17 protein-coding genes, 1 tRNA gene and 1 pseudogene are annotated in these 15,281 nt (G+C 45.5%); 7 read left to right on the forward strand and 12 right to left on the reverse strand.

Going from position 1 to position 15,281, the window contains the following annotated elements; genetic code table 11:
* Positions 1-57: 57 nt before the first annotated feature.
* Positions 58-129, reverse strand: a tRNA-Arg gene (locus ABIO93_RS13580).
* Between the two features lie 184 nt (positions 130-313).
* Positions 314-1,549 (reverse strand): GTPase HflX, encoded by a 1,236-nt coding sequence (gene hflX, locus ABIO93_RS13585; protein ID WP_348068533.1) that lies wholly within the window; start codon positions 1,547-1,549, stop codon positions 314-316.
* A 333-nt stretch (positions 1,550-1,882) separates the two neighbouring features.
* Between hflX and ABIO93_RS13590 the strand changes: the two genes are divergently transcribed.
* From ABIO93_RS13590 to ABIO93_RS13615, 6 genes are all read left to right on the forward strand, one after another.
* Positions 1,883-3,268, forward strand: coding sequence for an MATE family efflux transporter (locus ABIO93_RS13590; RefSeq protein ID WP_348068472.1), 1,386 nt, complete (start codon positions 1,883-1,885; stop codon positions 3,266-3,268).
* 279 nt (positions 3,269-3,547) lie between these two features.
* Entirely contained in the window at positions 3,548-4,939 is a 1,392-nt protein-coding gene (locus ABIO93_RS13595; RefSeq protein ID WP_348068474.1) for a rhodanese-like domain-containing protein, read from the forward strand.
* A 45-nt stretch (positions 4,940-4,984) separates the two neighbouring features.
* Positions 4,985-5,194, forward strand: coding sequence for a hypothetical protein (locus ABIO93_RS13600; protein WP_348068476.1), 210 nt, complete (start codon positions 4,985-4,987; stop codon positions 5,192-5,194).
* A complete protein-coding gene (locus ABIO93_RS13605; protein WP_348068478.1) occupies positions 5,179-5,556 on the forward strand; it encodes a type II toxin-antitoxin system VapC family toxin in 378 nt (125 codons plus the stop codon). The genes ABIO93_RS13600 and ABIO93_RS13605 overlap by 16 nt, the downstream gene beginning before the upstream one ends.
* Positions 5,557-5,629: 73 nt before the next feature.
* The gene (locus ABIO93_RS13610) at positions 5,630-6,190 is read left to right on the forward strand and encodes a YeeE/YedE thiosulfate transporter family protein (RefSeq protein WP_348068480.1); all 561 of its coding nucleotides are present in this window, start codon (positions 5,630-5,632) and stop codon (positions 6,188-6,190) included.
* A 34-nt stretch (positions 6,191-6,224) separates the two neighbouring features.
* The gene (locus tag ABIO93_RS13615) at positions 6,225-6,746 is read left to right on the forward strand and encodes a DUF6691 family protein (RefSeq protein ID WP_348068482.1); all 522 of its coding nucleotides are present in this window, start codon (positions 6,225-6,227) and stop codon (positions 6,744-6,746) included.
* On the opposite strand, the gene ABIO93_RS13620 is transcribed toward ABIO93_RS13615, so the two are convergent.
* The 9 genes from ABIO93_RS13620 to ABIO93_RS13660 form a co-directional block, all read right to left on the reverse strand.
* Positions 6,747-7,490, reverse strand: coding sequence for a class I SAM-dependent methyltransferase (locus ABIO93_RS13620; RefSeq protein ID WP_348068484.1), 744 nt, complete (start codon positions 7,488-7,490; stop codon positions 6,747-6,749).
* A 53-nt stretch (positions 7,491-7,543) separates the two neighbouring features.
* Complete coding sequence (locus tag ABIO93_RS13625; protein ID WP_348068486.1) at positions 7,544-8,902, reverse strand: hypothetical protein; 1,359 nt, start codon at positions 8,900-8,902, stop codon at positions 7,544-7,546.
* A 19-nt stretch (positions 8,903-8,921) separates the two neighbouring features.
* Positions 8,922-9,263 carry a heavy metal-associated domain-containing protein gene (locus tag ABIO93_RS13630; RefSeq protein WP_348068488.1) on the reverse strand — a complete coding sequence of 114 codons (342 nt, stop codon included), beginning with the start codon at positions 9,261-9,263 and terminating at the stop codon, positions 8,922-8,924.
* Between the two features lie 19 nt (positions 9,264-9,282).
* Complete coding sequence (locus ABIO93_RS13635; RefSeq protein WP_348068490.1) at positions 9,283-9,528, reverse strand: heavy metal-binding domain-containing protein; 246 nt, start codon at positions 9,526-9,528, stop codon at positions 9,283-9,285.
* A gap of 26 nt (positions 9,529-9,554) precedes the next feature.
* Positions 9,555-10,133 carry a helix-turn-helix transcriptional regulator gene (locus ABIO93_RS13640; protein ID WP_348068492.1) on the reverse strand — a complete coding sequence of 193 codons (579 nt, stop codon included), beginning with the start codon at positions 10,131-10,133 and terminating at the stop codon, positions 9,555-9,557.
* 5 nt (positions 10,134-10,138) lie between these two features.
* Entirely contained in the window at positions 10,139-12,364 is a 2,226-nt protein-coding gene (locus tag ABIO93_RS13645; protein ID WP_348068494.1) for a TonB-dependent receptor, read from the reverse strand.
* Between the two features lie 88 nt (positions 12,365-12,452).
* A complete protein-coding gene (locus ABIO93_RS13650; RefSeq protein ID WP_348068496.1) occupies positions 12,453-12,917 on the reverse strand; it encodes a hypothetical protein in 465 nt (154 codons plus the stop codon).
* Between the two features lie 18 nt (positions 12,918-12,935).
* Positions 12,936-13,145 carry a heavy-metal-associated domain-containing protein gene (locus tag ABIO93_RS13655; protein ID WP_348068498.1) on the reverse strand — a complete coding sequence of 70 codons (210 nt, stop codon included), beginning with the start codon at positions 13,143-13,145 and terminating at the stop codon, positions 12,936-12,938.
* Positions 13,146-13,288: 143 nt separating this feature from the next.
* Positions 13,289-14,461, reverse strand: coding sequence for an alginate lyase family protein (locus tag ABIO93_RS13660; protein ID WP_348068500.1), 1,173 nt, complete (start codon positions 14,459-14,461; stop codon positions 13,289-13,291).
* Positions 14,462-14,601: 140 nt separating this feature from the next.
* Here ABIO93_RS13660 and ABIO93_RS13665 point away from each other — a divergent pair, with 140 nt between their 5' ends.
* Positions 14,602-14,829 carry a DUF2281 domain-containing protein gene (locus ABIO93_RS13665; protein ID WP_348068502.1) on the forward strand — a complete coding sequence of 76 codons (228 nt, stop codon included), beginning with the start codon at positions 14,602-14,604 and terminating at the stop codon, positions 14,827-14,829.
* 32 nt (positions 14,830-14,861) lie between these two features.
* Here ABIO93_RS13665 and ABIO93_RS13670 read toward each other — a convergent pair.
* A pseudogene (locus ABIO93_RS13670) lies at positions 14,862-15,199 on the reverse strand (tRNA-binding protein).
* Positions 15,200-15,281: the final 82 nt, after the last annotated feature.

The raw sequence follows: 15,281 nt of genomic DNA on the forward strand, positions 1-15,281 counted from the left end.
CGTTGCACTTAAACATGGTCTGTAACACAAAAAAGCCAGGCAAAAAGCCTGGCTCTGTGACCGCGACGGGAATCGAACCCATATCTAGAGTTTAGGAAACTCCTATTCTATCCGTTGAACTACGCAGTCGTTCAATTTTCATTGTGCCTTGTGACCGCGACGAGAATCGAGTCGAACGCGACCCCGGCCATATCCAGAGTTTAGTTGGAGTCGCAATCGACAAACTCCTATCGCGCGCCGCGCGCTCTATCCGTTGAACTACGCAGTCAATCGGGGTGCAAAACTCGCAAAAAATCATTTGAATTACAAATGATTATTCCTCTGTCTGTACAGCCGTGTACCCCAAATCAAGCCAGTTCGGATAAATTGAAAAGTGTTTCTCCTTCACCATTGAAAACAATGTATTCTTTAATTCCTCAATATTTTCCTTTTTCTCAGCCGAAATAAACACGACACGCTCGGCTTTATCGGCGATGTAGCTCTTTTTCAACAGATCCAATGTGCTTTCAGATGACTGTTCCGGCTCTTCGTCCAGATGTTCGTCATTATACGACGGTTTATAAAGATCAATCTTATTGAAAACCAGAATAGACGGCTTATTGGCAGCGCCAATTTCCTCCAATGTCTTATTTACCACATCCAGATGCTCCTCAAATAAGGGATGCGATATGTCTACAACGTGCACCAAAATATCAGCCTCGCGAACCTCGTCCAATGTCGATTTGAAAGATTCAATCAACATGGTAGGCAATTTGCGGATGAATCCGACGGTATCGGTCAGCAGGAAAGGTATGTTTTCCATGTTGACTTTCCTTACCGTGGAATCGACGGTAGCGAAGAGCTTATTCTCAGCAAAGACATCAGCCTTCGAAAGACTGCGCATCAGCGTAGATTTGCCAACATTGGTATAACCCACAATGGCAACGCGCACCAGGCGGTCTCTTTCTTTTCTGCGTGTACTGCTCTGACGGTCAACTTTTTCCAGTTTTTCTTTCAGAAACGCAATGCGGTCTTTTACAATCCGCCTATCCGTTTCCAATTCCGTTTCACCAGGTCCGCGCATCCCTACACCTGCACCCGACTGGCGACTTAAGTGAGTCCAGAGCCTGGTTAGCCTTGGGTACATATATTGGTACTGCGCCAATTCTACCTGCAATTTGGACTGGGCTGTTTGCGCCCTCATCGCAAAAATCGACAGGATCAAAAGACTGCGGTCAATCACCTTAATGTCTTTGAAAACCACTTCCAGGTTCCTCACCTGCGACGGAGACAGGTCGTCATCATAAAGGATCATATCGACCGGATTGGCGGTCACATAGATCATTATTTCTTCCAGCTTTCCTTTTCCGGTGTAGGTACGAATATCGGGGCGTTCCAGGTTTTGTGTAAATGTCTTAACGGTTTCAACGCCCAATGTGGTCGCCAGAAACGCCAATTCTTCCAGGTACTCCCGTGTTTTTTCGGCAGGTTGTTTTTGGGTACTTACTGCTACTAATACGGCTGTTTCCTGCCTTTCAGCCGTGGAGTATAACTTCTTTTTCTCAATCATGCACTCAATTTTTGTTTTCTGAACTTCCGGCTGCTCCATGTATATTTTCGTGCCTATGTAAACCGAAAGAGTAGATTGGCAACGGCTTACCGGCAGCAAAAGTTCACGGCCCGAATCCGTGAAGTTACATTTACCTGGCAATAAATCCATTTTTTTGTTTGAATATTAGAAAGACAGTTTTGTATATTTGCCAAAATTCAAAAGCTCATGTCGCTCTGCATACTCGGTTAATCCTTTAACCATCCGTCATTTCAAGTCCTCTTTCAGGACATTTTTCTGAGGCTCTTTTGAGCTGCAATATTTGCTATTTTTCATTTCAATATATTTTCATCCATGAAAAAGTGGTTTCAACTACTTCGTCAGGCTATTCGTGGCTCCGAAGAAAGTTTTACCGAAGGAAGCATCAACCGTGCTATATTTTTACTATCCGTTCCCATGATCCTGGAAATGGTAATGGAATCATTATTTGCTGTAGTTGACATTTTTTTCGTTTCAAAAGTCAGTACCGAGGCTGTGGCAACAGTCGGCCTTACTGAGTCGGTTATTACATTGGTTTATTCTGTGGCCATCGGGCTGAGCACCGCTGCTACTGCCACCATTGCACGCAGGATCGGGGAAGGTAACGCAGCTCAGGCCAAGCAGGCAATAGGGCAGGTAATCCTGATCTCGTTGGTGGTTTCATCGATCGTGGCGAGCATAGGGTCATTTTTTGCAGGAGACATTCTTCGGCTGATGGGCGCTGATGATCAGGTCATTGCGACCGGTACAACCTTTGCCAGAATTCAGTTTCTGAGCAGCCCGGTGGTAGTTTTGCTCTATTCTCTAAGTGGGGCTTTACGGGGTGCCGGTTCGGCTGCTACCGCTATGCGTTCATTAATGGTTGCCAATGGTATCAATATGGTCCTGGGGCCGATACTCATTTTTGGTGTGGGGCCTTTTCCAGAACTTGGAGTAACAGGCGCTGCTCTGGCGACGGCCACCGGCAGAACCATTGGTGTTGGTTATCAGCTGTTTTCATTGACACGAGTCAACAAAATGCTGGGACTGGTGTGGGAAGACCTTCGTCCTGATCCTGAGACCATTGCGTCGATCGTAAAAGTAGCCACTGGCGGAACAGTGCAATTTCTGATCGGTTCGGCCAGCTGGATCTTCCTGACCCGGATACTGTCTGAATTCGGTAGCGATGTCGTGGCGGGATATACCATTGCAATACGGGTGATTATGTTCACGCTGCTTCCTGCGTGGGGCCTGGCCAATGCTGCCGCAACGTTGGTTGGACAAAATCTCGGCGCGGGAAAACCTGAGCGAGCGGAGGCATCTGTCTGGAAATGTGCATCTTACAATCTGATGTTCCTGGTTGGCCTGTCGGTTTTCATGTTTCTGGGGGCTGAAACCATTATTGGCTGGTTCAGTACCAATGTGGAGGTGGTGCAAACAGGTAAAACAGCACTTCGTGTATTGTGTCTGGGATACGGCTTTTATGCTTATGGAATGGTCGTAATACAGTCGCTCAATGGGGCAGGTGATACCAAAACGCCCACTGTAATCAACCTGATTTGCTTCTGGATGATCCAGATTCCGTCTGCGTATGTACTAGCCGTTATGCTGGATCTCGGACCGATCGGTGTTTTTGCCGCAGTACCCATTGCCGAATCCGCGCTGGCTATGCTGGGCATCTGGCGATTCAGGCTGGGTGGCTGGAAGGCGATCAAAGTTTAGTAAAATCTTAATGAGGTAATCATTTACAGTCGATACATTAAATCGCGAGTCTGATTCTTTCTGTCAGACTCTATTTAGTCATGAATTTAATAAGTATAATCAGGCATCTTTCCGGTCTGATCAGGAGAATCTTCATGGTCTTCATGAAGTTGTCAAGGTTTGTCATGAGATAAAATGACATTCCCCGACGGCCAGTGACCATTTTGGTAACCCTAGTAGGCCAGGAGAAACAAAAATGGTTTTCCATTGGTTTTAAGTTTAACAAGTAAAACGATCTGCATGAAAATAGAACAAATATATACCGGATGCCTGGCGCAGGGAGCCTATTTTATAGTTTCCAATGGAGAAGCTGCTGTGATTGACCCGCTCCGCGAGGTACAGCCGTACATTCAAAAAGCCGAAAAGGTCGGCGCCAGGATCAAGTATGTTTTTGAAACCCATTTTCATGCAGATTTTGTATCGGGTCATCTCGACCTTTCAGAAAAAACCGGAGCGGAGATCGTTTACGGTCCTAATGCCAATACAGCCTTTAAAGCACACATTGCCACAGACGGCGAAGTATTTCATTTAGGAGATATTACGATCAAGGCATTGCATACGCCCGGGCATACGCTGGAATCGACCAGTTATTTACTTTTTGATAAAGACCAAAAACCCACCGCGCTTTTTAGTGGGGATACCTTATTTATAGGCGACGTGGGCAGGCCTGATCTTGCACAAAAGAGCGATCTGACGATGGAGGACCTGGCTGGAATGTTGTACGATAGTCTGCGTGCGAAGGTTATGCCCTTGCCAGATGACGTGATCGTGTACCCGGCTCATGGCGCTGGCTCTGCATGTGGGAAAAATATGAGTAAGGAAACTTCGGATACATTAGGTAATCAAAAACGGTTCAATTATGCGTTGCGGGCCGATATGTCGAAGGAGGAATTTGTCACAGAAGTCACAGCAGGATTACCCGAGCCACCGCATTATTTTCCTGAGAATGTAAAAATGAACCGGGACGGTTACGAAAGTATCGATGATGTGCTCGAACGTGGCGATCAGGCATTATCGGCGGAAGCATTTGAAGCAAAAGCCAATAATACCGGGGCTTTGATATTGGATACCCGAGATCCTGCGGAGTTTGCCAAAGGATTTATTCCTAATTCCATTAACATTGGTATCGAAGGCGGATTTGCGCCTTGGGTAGGAGCGCTCATTCCCGATCTGAAACAGAATCTGCTCATTATCACGGAGCCGGGCAAAGAGGAGGAGGTTGTGACGAGGCTGGCGAGGGTTGGTTACGACCATACCATTGGCTACCTGAATGGCGGTTTCGAAACCTGGCGGTCGTCAGGAAAAGAAATGGATGCTGTCGCGTCTGTATCGGCGGCTGATTTTGCCAATAAGTTTGAATCCGGAGAATTGGAGGTTATAGATGTTAGAAAACCGGACGAATTTGCTTCGGGACACATTGAAGGAGCTAAAAACCTGCCATTGGATTACATTAATGATCTGATGCACGAATTTCCCAAAGACAAAACACTTTACGTACACTGTGCAGGAGGCTATCGCTCGATGATTGCCGCCTCTATTTTGAAATCCAGAGGTATTGATGATGTTGTAAATATTGAAGGAGGTTTTGGCGCAGTTTCTAAAACGAATGTACCTGTTTTGGAAGGGGTTTAAGTTGAGGGATATTTTTTGTAGCTTGGTGAAATAAAGCTTTTAACTATGGAAACTCTTGTCGTTGAACTGACTCACAAAAATGCTTTACGGCTACTCAGGGACTTGGAAGATATGAATATTATCAAGTTACATGATAGTAGTGAAAGCGACAGTAAAAAGTTGTCTGAGAAGTATAGGGGAGTGCTTTCCCAAGAGGAGAGTCAAGATTTAAGCAAGCATATCGACGAAATTCGTAATGAATGGAGGAATATTTAGTAGATACCAATGCGGTTTCGCACTACTTGTCGGGAAATTTACCTGAGTTGGGGATGGTATTTTTGGATAATGTCATTAATGCAGTTCCAAATCTTTCAATCATAAGCCAAATAGAACTTCTCACCTGGAACTCCACAAAAAATGTGGTGGTTAAAGATTTTATAACGGATAGTTTTATTTTCAATATCAGCCCGGAAATTGTAAATATTTGCGTGACTATTCGCAAAGGAAAAAAGATCAAAATTCCCGATGCGATTATTGCTGCTACTGCATTGGTTAACGGATTTACGTTAGTGACTGACAATGAAAAGGATTTTGAAGGTATTCCAACCTTGAAAATTATAAATCCCAAAAAATTATAATTAGCCTTTCCAACTGAATGTTGAATGGTTAAGAATTGTTATTTTTAGAAATACTATTAAATCGATAGATATTATGGAAATTCTTGAACTGATAAAGAAACCCTGGCCGTGGTATGTGGCGGGGCCGCTGATCGGGCTCACTGTTCCGATTTTACTATTGCTTGGTAATAAGTCGTTTGGCATTTCTTCTTCGCTGAGGCACATTTGTGCGGCGGTGATCCCGGCCAATATTTCGTTTTTCAAGTATGACTGGAAAAAGGAGTCCTGGAACCTGTTTTTTGTAGCGGGAATAACACTGGGAGGCTTTGCAGCCAACTTTTTTCTGGCCAATCCTAATGCCATTGTCGTTTCAGAATCGACTCAGAATGCATTGGCCGCACTGGGCATCTCAGATTTTTCGGGTTTAATGCCGGCAGATATATTTTCAACCGCTAATATCTTTTCGGTCAAAGGCCTTATTTTCTTCGTATTAGGAGGTTTTCTGGTGGGTTTCGGAACGAGGTATGCAGGAGGTTGTACGTCGGGTCATGCCATTATGGGACTTTCCAATTTACAGTGGCCTTCGTTGGTAGCTACTATTAGCTTTATGATCGGCGGTTTTGCATGTACGCATTTGCTTCTACCTTTTTGCTGAAACTTGCTCAATAACATCAGACTATCACTCAACAATGGAAAATATAACAAACCGCTCATTTCAGGGAATCGAATCAAGCCATGCTGACCTCATTCTCGCCGACGGCTCCGACGGGGCCAATCAGCAAGTTACCTCGGAAGGATTTGCCGCCAATTTTAAATACCTGATCGTGGGAGTACTTTTCGGGATTGTTTTTGTAAAAGCCGAAATCGTTTCATGGTTCCGCATTCAGGAAATGTTTCGTTTCGATTCCTTTCACATGTATGGCGTTATCGGCTCGGCCGTAGTGACCGGACTCATCTCCATTCAATTGATCAAAAGGTTCGGGGTCAAGACATTATCGGGAGAAGGAGTGCACATTGTCGATAAAACGTTCAACAAAGGGCAGATTTACGGAGGCGTCCTTTTCGGGCTCGGCTGGGCGATCACGGGTGCGTGTCCGGGACCGCTTTTCGCGCAGATAGGTAGTGGGTACCTGGTTGTGATCATCACATTGCTCAGTGCTATCGCCGGAACCTGGACTTACGGACTGCTGCGGTCACGGCTCCCGCATTGATTACAGTTTTCGGGCAACAAGGTAAAGCTGCTCATCTCCTAATGTGAATGGATCAGCTTCCAGGTTTCCAAAAGTTCCGACAACTTCCAGTCCTGCATTTTCAAACATAAAGCAGATTTCAGACAGGGAATAAATGTGCTGACGAACCGTATGGGTCACCTTTTCTGACCCGGAAATAAATGTTTGTTCGGCCTCAATGTAACCTTCCTGCGGCAGGTATTCGTTTTCAGCGAGGTAGATCATATCCTCTTTCACCGGCATCCAGTTGCGCGCCTGAAAATTGGTGAGAATGCTTTCGGCCAAGTTCTCGGTATGAATGGCCACGTGACCGCCTTGCTTGACCGCATTGGCCATTTTGCCAATAAACTGCTGCATATCACGGCGAGGAAAAAAACTGAAACTATTTCCAAAGCAGTAAGCCGCATCAAAGTCCTGTTCAGAAAACTTATAATTCAGCACATCCGCGCAGATGACCCGTACCGGAAGGTGGTCTTTGTGCGCGATAGCCTGCAATTCTTCGCAATATTCTCCCGAGATGTCAATGCAAGTCAGATCGCATCCTTCGATCGCCAGGGGCAATGCATGCCGTCCGTAGCCCGCTAGCACATCCAATACCTTGCTTCCAGCACTTAATTCCAGTACATCCCGCAGGAAATCTATTTCGTACTCGGTGTATTCTTCGTCCTGATGCAGTTTCCAGGCGATTTGGGGAAGTCCTTTGAAGTAAGTATGGTACCAGGCCACGGGAGGTGCGTTTTAATGAGGCGCAAAACTACGAAAAAGTGGCGGTTTGAGGGCTACATTTTCATCATGGCAGGAGTCAGCCGCAGATATACCTGGCCCGAGAGCGGCGATTTGCCATAGGGTGATTCCAGGGCCTTGTCAATGGCATATATCCCGATTTGGCCGCCAGCCTGCAAGAGTGTTTTGCCAAATGAAGCCACCTGCCGGTTGAGGCCTACGGAAAACAATGATACCGGAAACTGTTCTTTCGAGACTACATCATACCAGACCAATCCCAGTTCGGCACTGCTTTTCTGAACCCACTCGTACCGACCGTAAACAGCCCATTTATCAAGCTGAACATTGGATTCCAGTAACAATGAATGCTCTTTGTGATGACCTCCGGCATTGTTCAGTCCCCAGACAGCCGTCGAGGAAATCCATTTATTCTTACCATTCAAATTCGCGGAATGCTGGACTGAAGCCGTGGTGCGTTTTACATCCTCGTCTGGTTCCAGTGGTTCGGGACTATTAATAAATCCCCTGCTTACTTGTAAAGCCCAATTTGCAGACGGGTTGAAAAGTAGCCGGTAACTATACGAGTCAAAACGTGGTTTGTCAAAGTCAAAACGGTTTTCATCTGGTTCGCGGCCTGTGAATGAGGAAGCTTCCAGCTTGAACTTGCCATAGCGCACACCTGCCGTCACTACCCCGAAAGTAATGTGGGTTGCATCTTGCCAATGGTGGCCTAAAACGGCATCGGGATTGTTGAAAGCGGACATTCTGTGCATGAATGCAGTTGGGCCGAGCGCAGGCTCACCGGGATAACCGGCGTAAACGGTCACATCAATTTTCTCATTAAGCCGCTGGGTATAGGCAACCGACAATTCCGAAATAAGGTCATGCGGATGTTGCCGATTGATGAGCGGTGCACCTTTCCAGGTTTCTCCGGATTGAAAAAGCAGTGGATAGCCTGCGCCTCCGTCAAACAGCCTGTCGAGTGAAACCATCGCCCTTACATTCAAAAGACCATTTTTGCCAACTTGCCGCTGTGCCATTCCCATCAACCAGTTGGGCGCGCTGACCTTGGCTAGTGATCCTTTTTTGTCGCTATTATTGAAATTTTGAGCCGTGTAACGCAGGTAAATGCTACCGTGCAGCATGTAATTCCACTTGTTCCCGTGCTTCATGTACGCATACATAGGCGTAGCGTCCGGTTGCCAGCCTGTGCCCGAGCCATTACGCGTCATGGGCAGGCTCAGGGAAAAGCTGTGCGTCATGTGGGATGCGTGATCCATTCCTTTCATGTCCTGCATTTCATGTTGGGTGGTATCTTGGGCAGGTTGCTGGTGGTGTTCGTGCTGGGCAAAAGCGGGAAGTGTACCCGCCATCAGGCCAGCTAATAATATGATTTTTAGCTTGTTGAGTTTCATGACGAAGTTGTTTGGTTACTTAATGCGCTGCCGCAGTTTTCCTGCAGCAGCTTGGCAGCTTGTCGTGTGCTTTCTGGTTCGCGATCTGCGTATCGGCGTCGTAGCCTGTATTAATGATCGTCGCTTTAATGGCCTCGGGAGTGGTTTTGTTAGGATTGTATTTCACAGTCACCACCTTGTCGGTCAGGTTCAGATTGGATTCTTTGACACCTTTGGAGAGCCCCAGATTACGTTCAATGCGCGCTTTGCACATTTCACAAATCGCCGAAGTTTTGATCTTGATTTCTTTGTCCCCGTCAGCATAGGCGAAATTTAGCCCCAAAAACAGTGCAGTTACTATGGATAAGATGGTCGTTTTCATAATTGAAATTTTGATAATGTTAATGATCAGTATGATGTGTTGTAGAATCGATTTCCGCCATGGCTACTTCACCCAATTCCATTTTACAAACCGGACATTTGCCTGCCTCGGTGTAGGTTTTATCGCCCTCACATTGCATAGGGCAGGCATAGGTTTTGGCGGCTGATACTTTTGCCTCGGTATCCGCCACTTTTTCAGTCTTTTCGTTTTTCGCCGCACAGGCTGTGAAAAGAAATATTAAGGATGCATAAATGACTTTGTTCATAACGATCGAAGGTTTTGAATGATATCTTAAATTTGATTAGCTCCTACTTTGTCGAGTGATTTCCTGTTTAAACTGGTCTTTTTGAACTCGCCGGGTGTCATACCCATCACTTTTTTAAACTGATTACTCAAATGTGCGGTACTGCTGTATGAAAGTCGCCACGCCATTTCGCTTAATGTGAGCTCGTTGTAGGAAAGCCATTCTTTCACTTTTTCCACTTTTTGGGCGATGATATATTGTTCAATGGTCTGGCCCGTTTCAGAGGAAAACAAATTACTGAGGTAGGAGTATTCGTACCCTATTTTTTCAGACAAATAATCAGAGAAATTCATTTGCGCAGGCTTATGGCCCTTTAAATTCTGAACTTCTTCGATCACCAATGTCCTGATATGTTCCACCAGCGCCAGTTTGCGGTCATCGAGTAATTCAAAACCGTTGGCTTCCAATACTGCTTTAACCTCCTTCAATTGGGTAGCGTCTACTTCGGCTACGGTCTCGACCTCACCGAGTTCTACGAGCGTCAGTTCAATTCCCAATCCTTCCAGTTCGTCGCGTACAACCCGCTTGCAGCGGTCGCAAACCATATTTTTTATATGCAGTCTCATAATCTCTATCGTATAATCTTATAACGTATTCCTGCATAAATCATTCGGCCTACTACTGGCCCCCAGGCCATACCCGCGTCAAAATGATCGCCGAATGGTTCAGCAGCGCCTACAATAGGGTCTTTCTGCCGGAAGTTAGCCAGGTTTTCACCGCCCAAATAAATGTCCCATTTTGGAAAGGTACGCGTTACCTGCGCATTCAGATTGTAAAAAGATGGCGACATGGTTGACGTAATGTTATCGGGAACGTGATGCTCGGCTACGTGACCCATGTACGGAATCCTCTTTTTGCCATTCCATTGGACCGTAGCGTCAAACTTCCATTTATCATACGGTAAAGCATAACCCGCATTGAACAAGACTCTGTCGCGGCTGACCATCATTCTTTGTGACAAAAGATTTTCATCGTATACATTGCGGATGGTCTGTTTTACATCAAACAAACGGTAAGCCAGTTTCAGGTCAAAACGTTTGACAGGCGTGAGGTTGGCTTCTATCTGAAAACTATTGGCGAAAGCCTTTCCTTCCAGGTTGGAGAATCGAATGTAGCGCGGATCTTCTAAATTGGCGACCAGCTGGTTTTCAAAGTTGGTACGGTAAAAATCCGCGATCAGGTTTCCATCCATGTTACCCAGTTTGAATTCTTGGGTAACACTGGCACCATAATTCCACGAAACTTCGGGACGAATACTTTCACCGAATTGCACAACCCGCGAGCTTACCAGATTTCCATAATATTCGGCAAGCGGATTAGATACCCTGAAACCTTTTCCCGCCGACGCACGGAATGTGGTTTGACTTGTCAGGTTATACTTCATGTGTATCCGCGGCGTCCATTGCGTTCCGTACAAATTGTGAAAATCGACCCTGCCGCCTGCTACGAGGACAAATTTGTCCAGATTGTTATAAGTGTATTCAAAAAATGCGCCTGGTACCGACTCGTTTCTGGCCAGATGAATGTCCTTGTATTGCTCATTATAGTTGTCGAGCAAGTAACTCAGCCCGGTTTTGTAAGAGTGGTTGGTATTACCAATAATCGATTGATAGATCAGGTTTCCGTATAAAGTTTTCTGGCGGCCATCGTAATTATTTAAGCCAAAATACGATTTGGAATCATGTACAGAAGCATTGATGATCAGTCCCAGTCCTTTGTATGGCTTGTCGGGAAATAACCGCGCTATCTTGGAAAAAAACTCGTAACGGTTCACTTTCGCGCCAAACCCGTAAGCCTCGGTAGTACCTTTCATCTCCCGTCTGAAATCCTTTTGTCCGCCCAAACGGTCTTCATACAAAGCCTTTACGCCAAATTGGGCCATCATTTTGGTACTCTGGTATTTCCAGCGGTTAATGGCATTGTATTGGGTGTAAAGTGGCAAATCCAGAAAACCGTCGCCGTTTTTATCGACCCTGTTTTTCAATGTACTGCCGTGGGTCAATAGTCCGGTACTCCATTTATCATTGAGCTGATGTGCCAGGTTCAGGTTTACCTCCGCCCGGCCGAAGTTGTTGACATACGTATTCAGATAGAGCTTTTCGTGGGTATCGGGTTTTTGAAGTTCTACATTGATCTGCCCAGTCATGGATTCGTAGCCATTCACCACCGAGCCGGCGCCTTTACCTACGTCAATGGATTGTATCCACGTTCCGGGCACGAAATTCAGCCCGAATGTAGATGCCAGGCCGCGCAATGATGGAATGTTTTCAATGTTAGTCTGAATGTAAGTACCGTTCAGTCCCAGCATCTGGATCTGTTTAGAACCTGTCACCGCGTCGGCGTATGATACCGAAACCGATGCATTGGTCTCGAAGCTTTCGGACAAATTACAGCATGCAGCTTTGGCCAGGGCGCGGGTCGTGATGATCTCCGTCTGGTGCGGGGAAAGCCGGTCGATGGTGGAAGCATTGCCGCGTACCACCACTTCATTGAGCGTTTGGTCGCTTTGCAATACCACCTGCAATTCACTTTCCGCTCCTATTTTAATAGTGTCGTTTCTGAAACCTACGAAACTGATGATGAGTAGGTTGGATTGCGCGGATCTGGGAATGTTGAACTTGCCCGCAGTGTCGGTAGCGGCTGCCTGCGTAGTGCCTGACCAGTACACATTGGCGCCGGTGATCGGTTTCAGATCCTTACTATTGGCGACCTGTTCATTGACCGAGCCCGTTATACGTTGCGCGAAAAGAGAGAAGGAAATGAGAGTCAGAATTCCTCCTAACACATATTTTGTCATGATTTCATAGATTCATTGGAATAAAAGAGACGTGATGCGAACCTCATTCAAAGCGTGAGATTTACTTGAATCGACTGTTAATCAATGATCAGATCAAAAATGACTGGATAAAAGAGAGCATACTTCTCCCATGAAGCCGGGAGGAAAAGGATATGTCGGGGGATGCGGGTTCGGGTGAAGGAAGAGTCCATTCGGCCCGGATAAAAGTGTAAGAAGTGGTAGTCCAGAGAAAATCTCCACCCCATACTTTAAGGAGTTTGGTAATGGCCTGATTGGCAGATGATACTACATCAAGCTTCTCGAATTTCTGGCTTTCCTTGCAGCAATCGGTCTTTTTAAGAAAGGTACGTTTGGAATCTTTGAGTTGCTTGCTTTTAGCGCAGCAGGATGAAACAACTTTCGCTTCACAAGAATCTGTTTTTTTTTCAGAAACAAGCTGAACCGATTTACCACGCATCATGCATTGATGCTCCACAAAAGCAAACCCGGTGCTGCTCAGCAGTACCAGAAAGGCCATTATGACGGTGATTGATCGGTTCAGATTACTTTTCATGTTCAAAGATATTAATTATCAGGCTATTTCTTCGGCATTATAACCGGCGTTTTTAATCAGCTGCGCAATTTCTTCCGGCGAGCGGTCGGTTTGTACTTCGAGTACTCGTTCCGGGCTCAGCAGGTTTACATCCCACTTTTCAACACCATCAGCATTGTTTAGAAATGGTGTAACGGTGGCTACACAGCTGCCGCATTTGATATTGGTTTTGAATTTTAAAGTTTCCATGGTTTTGATATTCCGAACAATGTCCGTTACTGATTATTTAATGTGCTACAAATATCGGAACGGCAAGGCTCCGGAATGTTACAGAATTACAGAAATGAATTGCAGAGTTTTTGGTTTGCAGCATTTTGTCTTGAATGTTAGTGTCAAAACCAGATAATTGGGTTCCTTACCGGCAGATTCCTGATTACTTCCTCCACTTTTGGGTCGTGATCCAGGCGCTTCCATGTACTAAGCCAAGCAGCGTTGTTAAATGTATTGGCACCAAAAACCAGGAATGGATGCGCGATTGGCCAATTGTCCCAGTACATGACGTCGGGTTTGAGCGGCCATTTAGTCTTATCTTTAACAAAAGGATAGAGATACCCAATCGCTTTTTCAATTCCTTTTCCGTCTGCGGTCTGATAGTTCCAAAGATCATTGTCCTTATCGGACAAAATCTGACAAAGCATCACCATCGCATCCAGGTTGAATAATGAATAGCCGTAAGGTTTGGTCCGTTTCAATTCCAATGGAAAACTTCCGTCCGTATCCATTTGATTGGGCAGAAAAACGGTTTTATATCTATCTCGACAAAAATCGATCATAGCCTGGTTCCCGGTCAGCGATGCAAAAGAAGCAACCTGCATGGCCCAGCAAGTACCGTGGTTGTTTTTGGCTTCCATTTCGTCTTTCCCGTACTGGTGTGTTGTGAGCCAGGCGATATAATCTTCAAACCACTGTTTGACATTTGCCAGTGCCTTTTTATCCACAGCATTATCTTTTTCCATCACCTTGATTCCCTGAGCTACCTCCATGAGATGGATCGTATCGATAATGCCAATACCCCGTCCCGTTGCTCTTCCCTTAATGGCCTGGGCAAACAGTAGGGAAGGGTTCATACGGGTTTCGGAATCTACAAACCAGGCTTTGATGTGTTTGAATGCATGGTTGATGTACTTTTTATTGTGAGTCAGTTTATAGGCCGAAGCCAGTGCGCCCACGATCTTACTGAACCGGATCATGGCCAGGCGATGTGCCACAAAATTTTCAGGATTGGTCATTCCGTCGCGCTGGATGTAAGGGCCGTCCGGATTTAGTGAGTCGGGCCACCAGTAGTCTCCTTCTGAATAAAAATCATGCTTCGTTCCCGCGCTTCTTGGGCAAATACTTGCCGTGACAGTTACCGGCGCCTGGTTCAAGGCCCAGCTTGCTTCCGCGAGAATATTTTTTTTCAATGTTTGCATTACTTCTTTCTCAATCTCCGTCTCAATAGCAAACGTCGTGGTCGCAGTAAGAAAAAATAGAAAGAACAGGGGTCTGAAAACTGATTTGTTCACGAAACAGGGGTTATCTGAAAAATGAATGGATGCCTAATTTAAGAGACTATGATCGAAGGTTTTACCCTGAGTTTGGGATTGATTTTCAAGTGAAAGTATTGACTAAAATTGTTTGACTTTGATTTAACCAGCATTAAGAAATGATGTTAACAACAGTGCGAGGAACTTACGAAAACGGAAGGGTGATTCTGGAAGAACCACTGCCAACACCTTATGCGAAGGTGATTGTTACGGTTTTGGAAGAGGAAAAACCGGATGAGAAGAAAGTGCCGGAAAAGCCCAGGCGCCAATTTGGGATCATGAAGGGAAGTATAACGCTTCCTGATGATTTTAATGATCCTTTGGACGAGTTAAGCGACTATATGTAAGTTGTCTGGTAAAATCGAACTTTTATTCACTTTCACGCCAACCTAGTCCCATTCGGTACTTCAAAGTCCGGGCTTGCCAGTATAACTTCTCCATCGGGTAATACAAATCCAGTCGTAAGTACTTCGGATTTGAAATCTGCGATTTGTTTGGGAGGAAAATTGGTGATGCATAGCACTTGTTTTCCAAGCAGCTGCTCTTTTTTATACCGGGTGGTAATTTGGGCTGAACTTGCTTTGATACCTATTTCCGGGCCAAGATCTATGCGGAGTTTGAATGCGGGTTTCGCGCTTTAGGAAAATCGTCGACCTGGATGATCGTTCCTGCAACTAAATTGACTTTTTCGAAATCCTGCCAGCTAATTGTATCCATTATGCAATGCTTTTGACGTAATGCTCAGTTTATATTCTTCAAAATAACATTAAATAATGATCGCCAGCCGCTTTACAACACA

The sequence above is a fragment of the Dyadobacter sp. genome (assembly GCF_039919315.1).
GTDB lineage: Bacteria > Bacteroidota > Bacteroidia > Cytophagales > Spirosomataceae > Dyadobacter.

What these genes read in the sequence shown, in the direction of transcription:
- hflX (WP_348068533.1), bottom strand. Translation starts at nt 1,549, where the DNA reads ATGATTGAGAAAAAGAAGTTATACTCCACGGCTGAAAGGCAGGAAACA.
- ABIO93_RS13590 (WP_348068472.1), top strand. Translation starts at nt 1,883, where the DNA reads ATGAAAAAGTGGTTTCAACTACTTCGTCAGGCTATTCGTGGCTCCGAA.
- ABIO93_RS13595 (WP_348068474.1), top strand. Translation starts at nt 3,548, where the DNA reads ATGAAAATAGAACAAATATATACCGGATGCCTGGCGCAGGGAGCCTAT.
- ABIO93_RS13600 (WP_348068476.1), top strand. Translation starts at nt 4,985, where the DNA reads ATGGAAACTCTTGTCGTTGAACTGACTCACAAAAATGCTTTACGGCTA.
- ABIO93_RS13605 (WP_348068478.1), top strand. Translation starts at nt 5,179, where the DNA reads ATGGAGGAATATTTAGTAGATACCAATGCGGTTTCGCACTACTTGTCG.
- ABIO93_RS13610 (WP_348068480.1), top strand. Translation starts at nt 5,630, where the DNA reads ATGGAAATTCTTGAACTGATAAAGAAACCCTGGCCGTGGTATGTGGCG.
- ABIO93_RS13615 (WP_348068482.1), top strand. Translation starts at nt 6,225, where the DNA reads ATGGAAAATATAACAAACCGCTCATTTCAGGGAATCGAATCAAGCCAT.
- ABIO93_RS13625 (WP_348068486.1), bottom strand. Translation starts at nt 8,902, where the DNA reads ATGAAACTCAACAAGCTAAAAATCATATTATTAGCTGGCCTGATGGCG.
- ABIO93_RS13630 (WP_348068488.1), bottom strand. Translation starts at nt 9,263, where the DNA reads ATGAAAACGACCATCTTATCCATAGTAACTGCACTGTTTTTGGGGCTA.
- ABIO93_RS13635 (WP_348068490.1), bottom strand. Translation starts at nt 9,528, where the DNA reads ATGAACAAAGTCATTTATGCATCCTTAATATTTCTTTTCACAGCCTGT.
- ABIO93_RS13640 (WP_348068492.1), bottom strand. Translation starts at nt 10,133, where the DNA reads ATGAGACTGCATATAAAAAATATGGTTTGCGACCGCTGCAAGCGGGTT.
- ABIO93_RS13645 (WP_348068494.1), bottom strand. Translation starts at nt 12,364, where the DNA reads ATGACAAAATATGTGTTAGGAGGAATTCTGACTCTCATTTCCTTCTCT.
- ABIO93_RS13650 (WP_348068496.1), bottom strand. Translation starts at nt 12,917, where the DNA reads ATGAAAAGTAATCTGAACCGATCAATCACCGTCATAATGGCCTTTCTG.
- ABIO93_RS13655 (WP_348068498.1), bottom strand. Translation starts at nt 13,145, where the DNA reads ATGGAAACTTTAAAATTCAAAACCAATATCAAATGCGGCAGCTGTGTA.
- ABIO93_RS13665 (WP_348068502.1), top strand. Translation starts at nt 14,602, where the DNA reads ATGATGTTAACAACAGTGCGAGGAACTTACGAAAACGGAAGGGTGATT.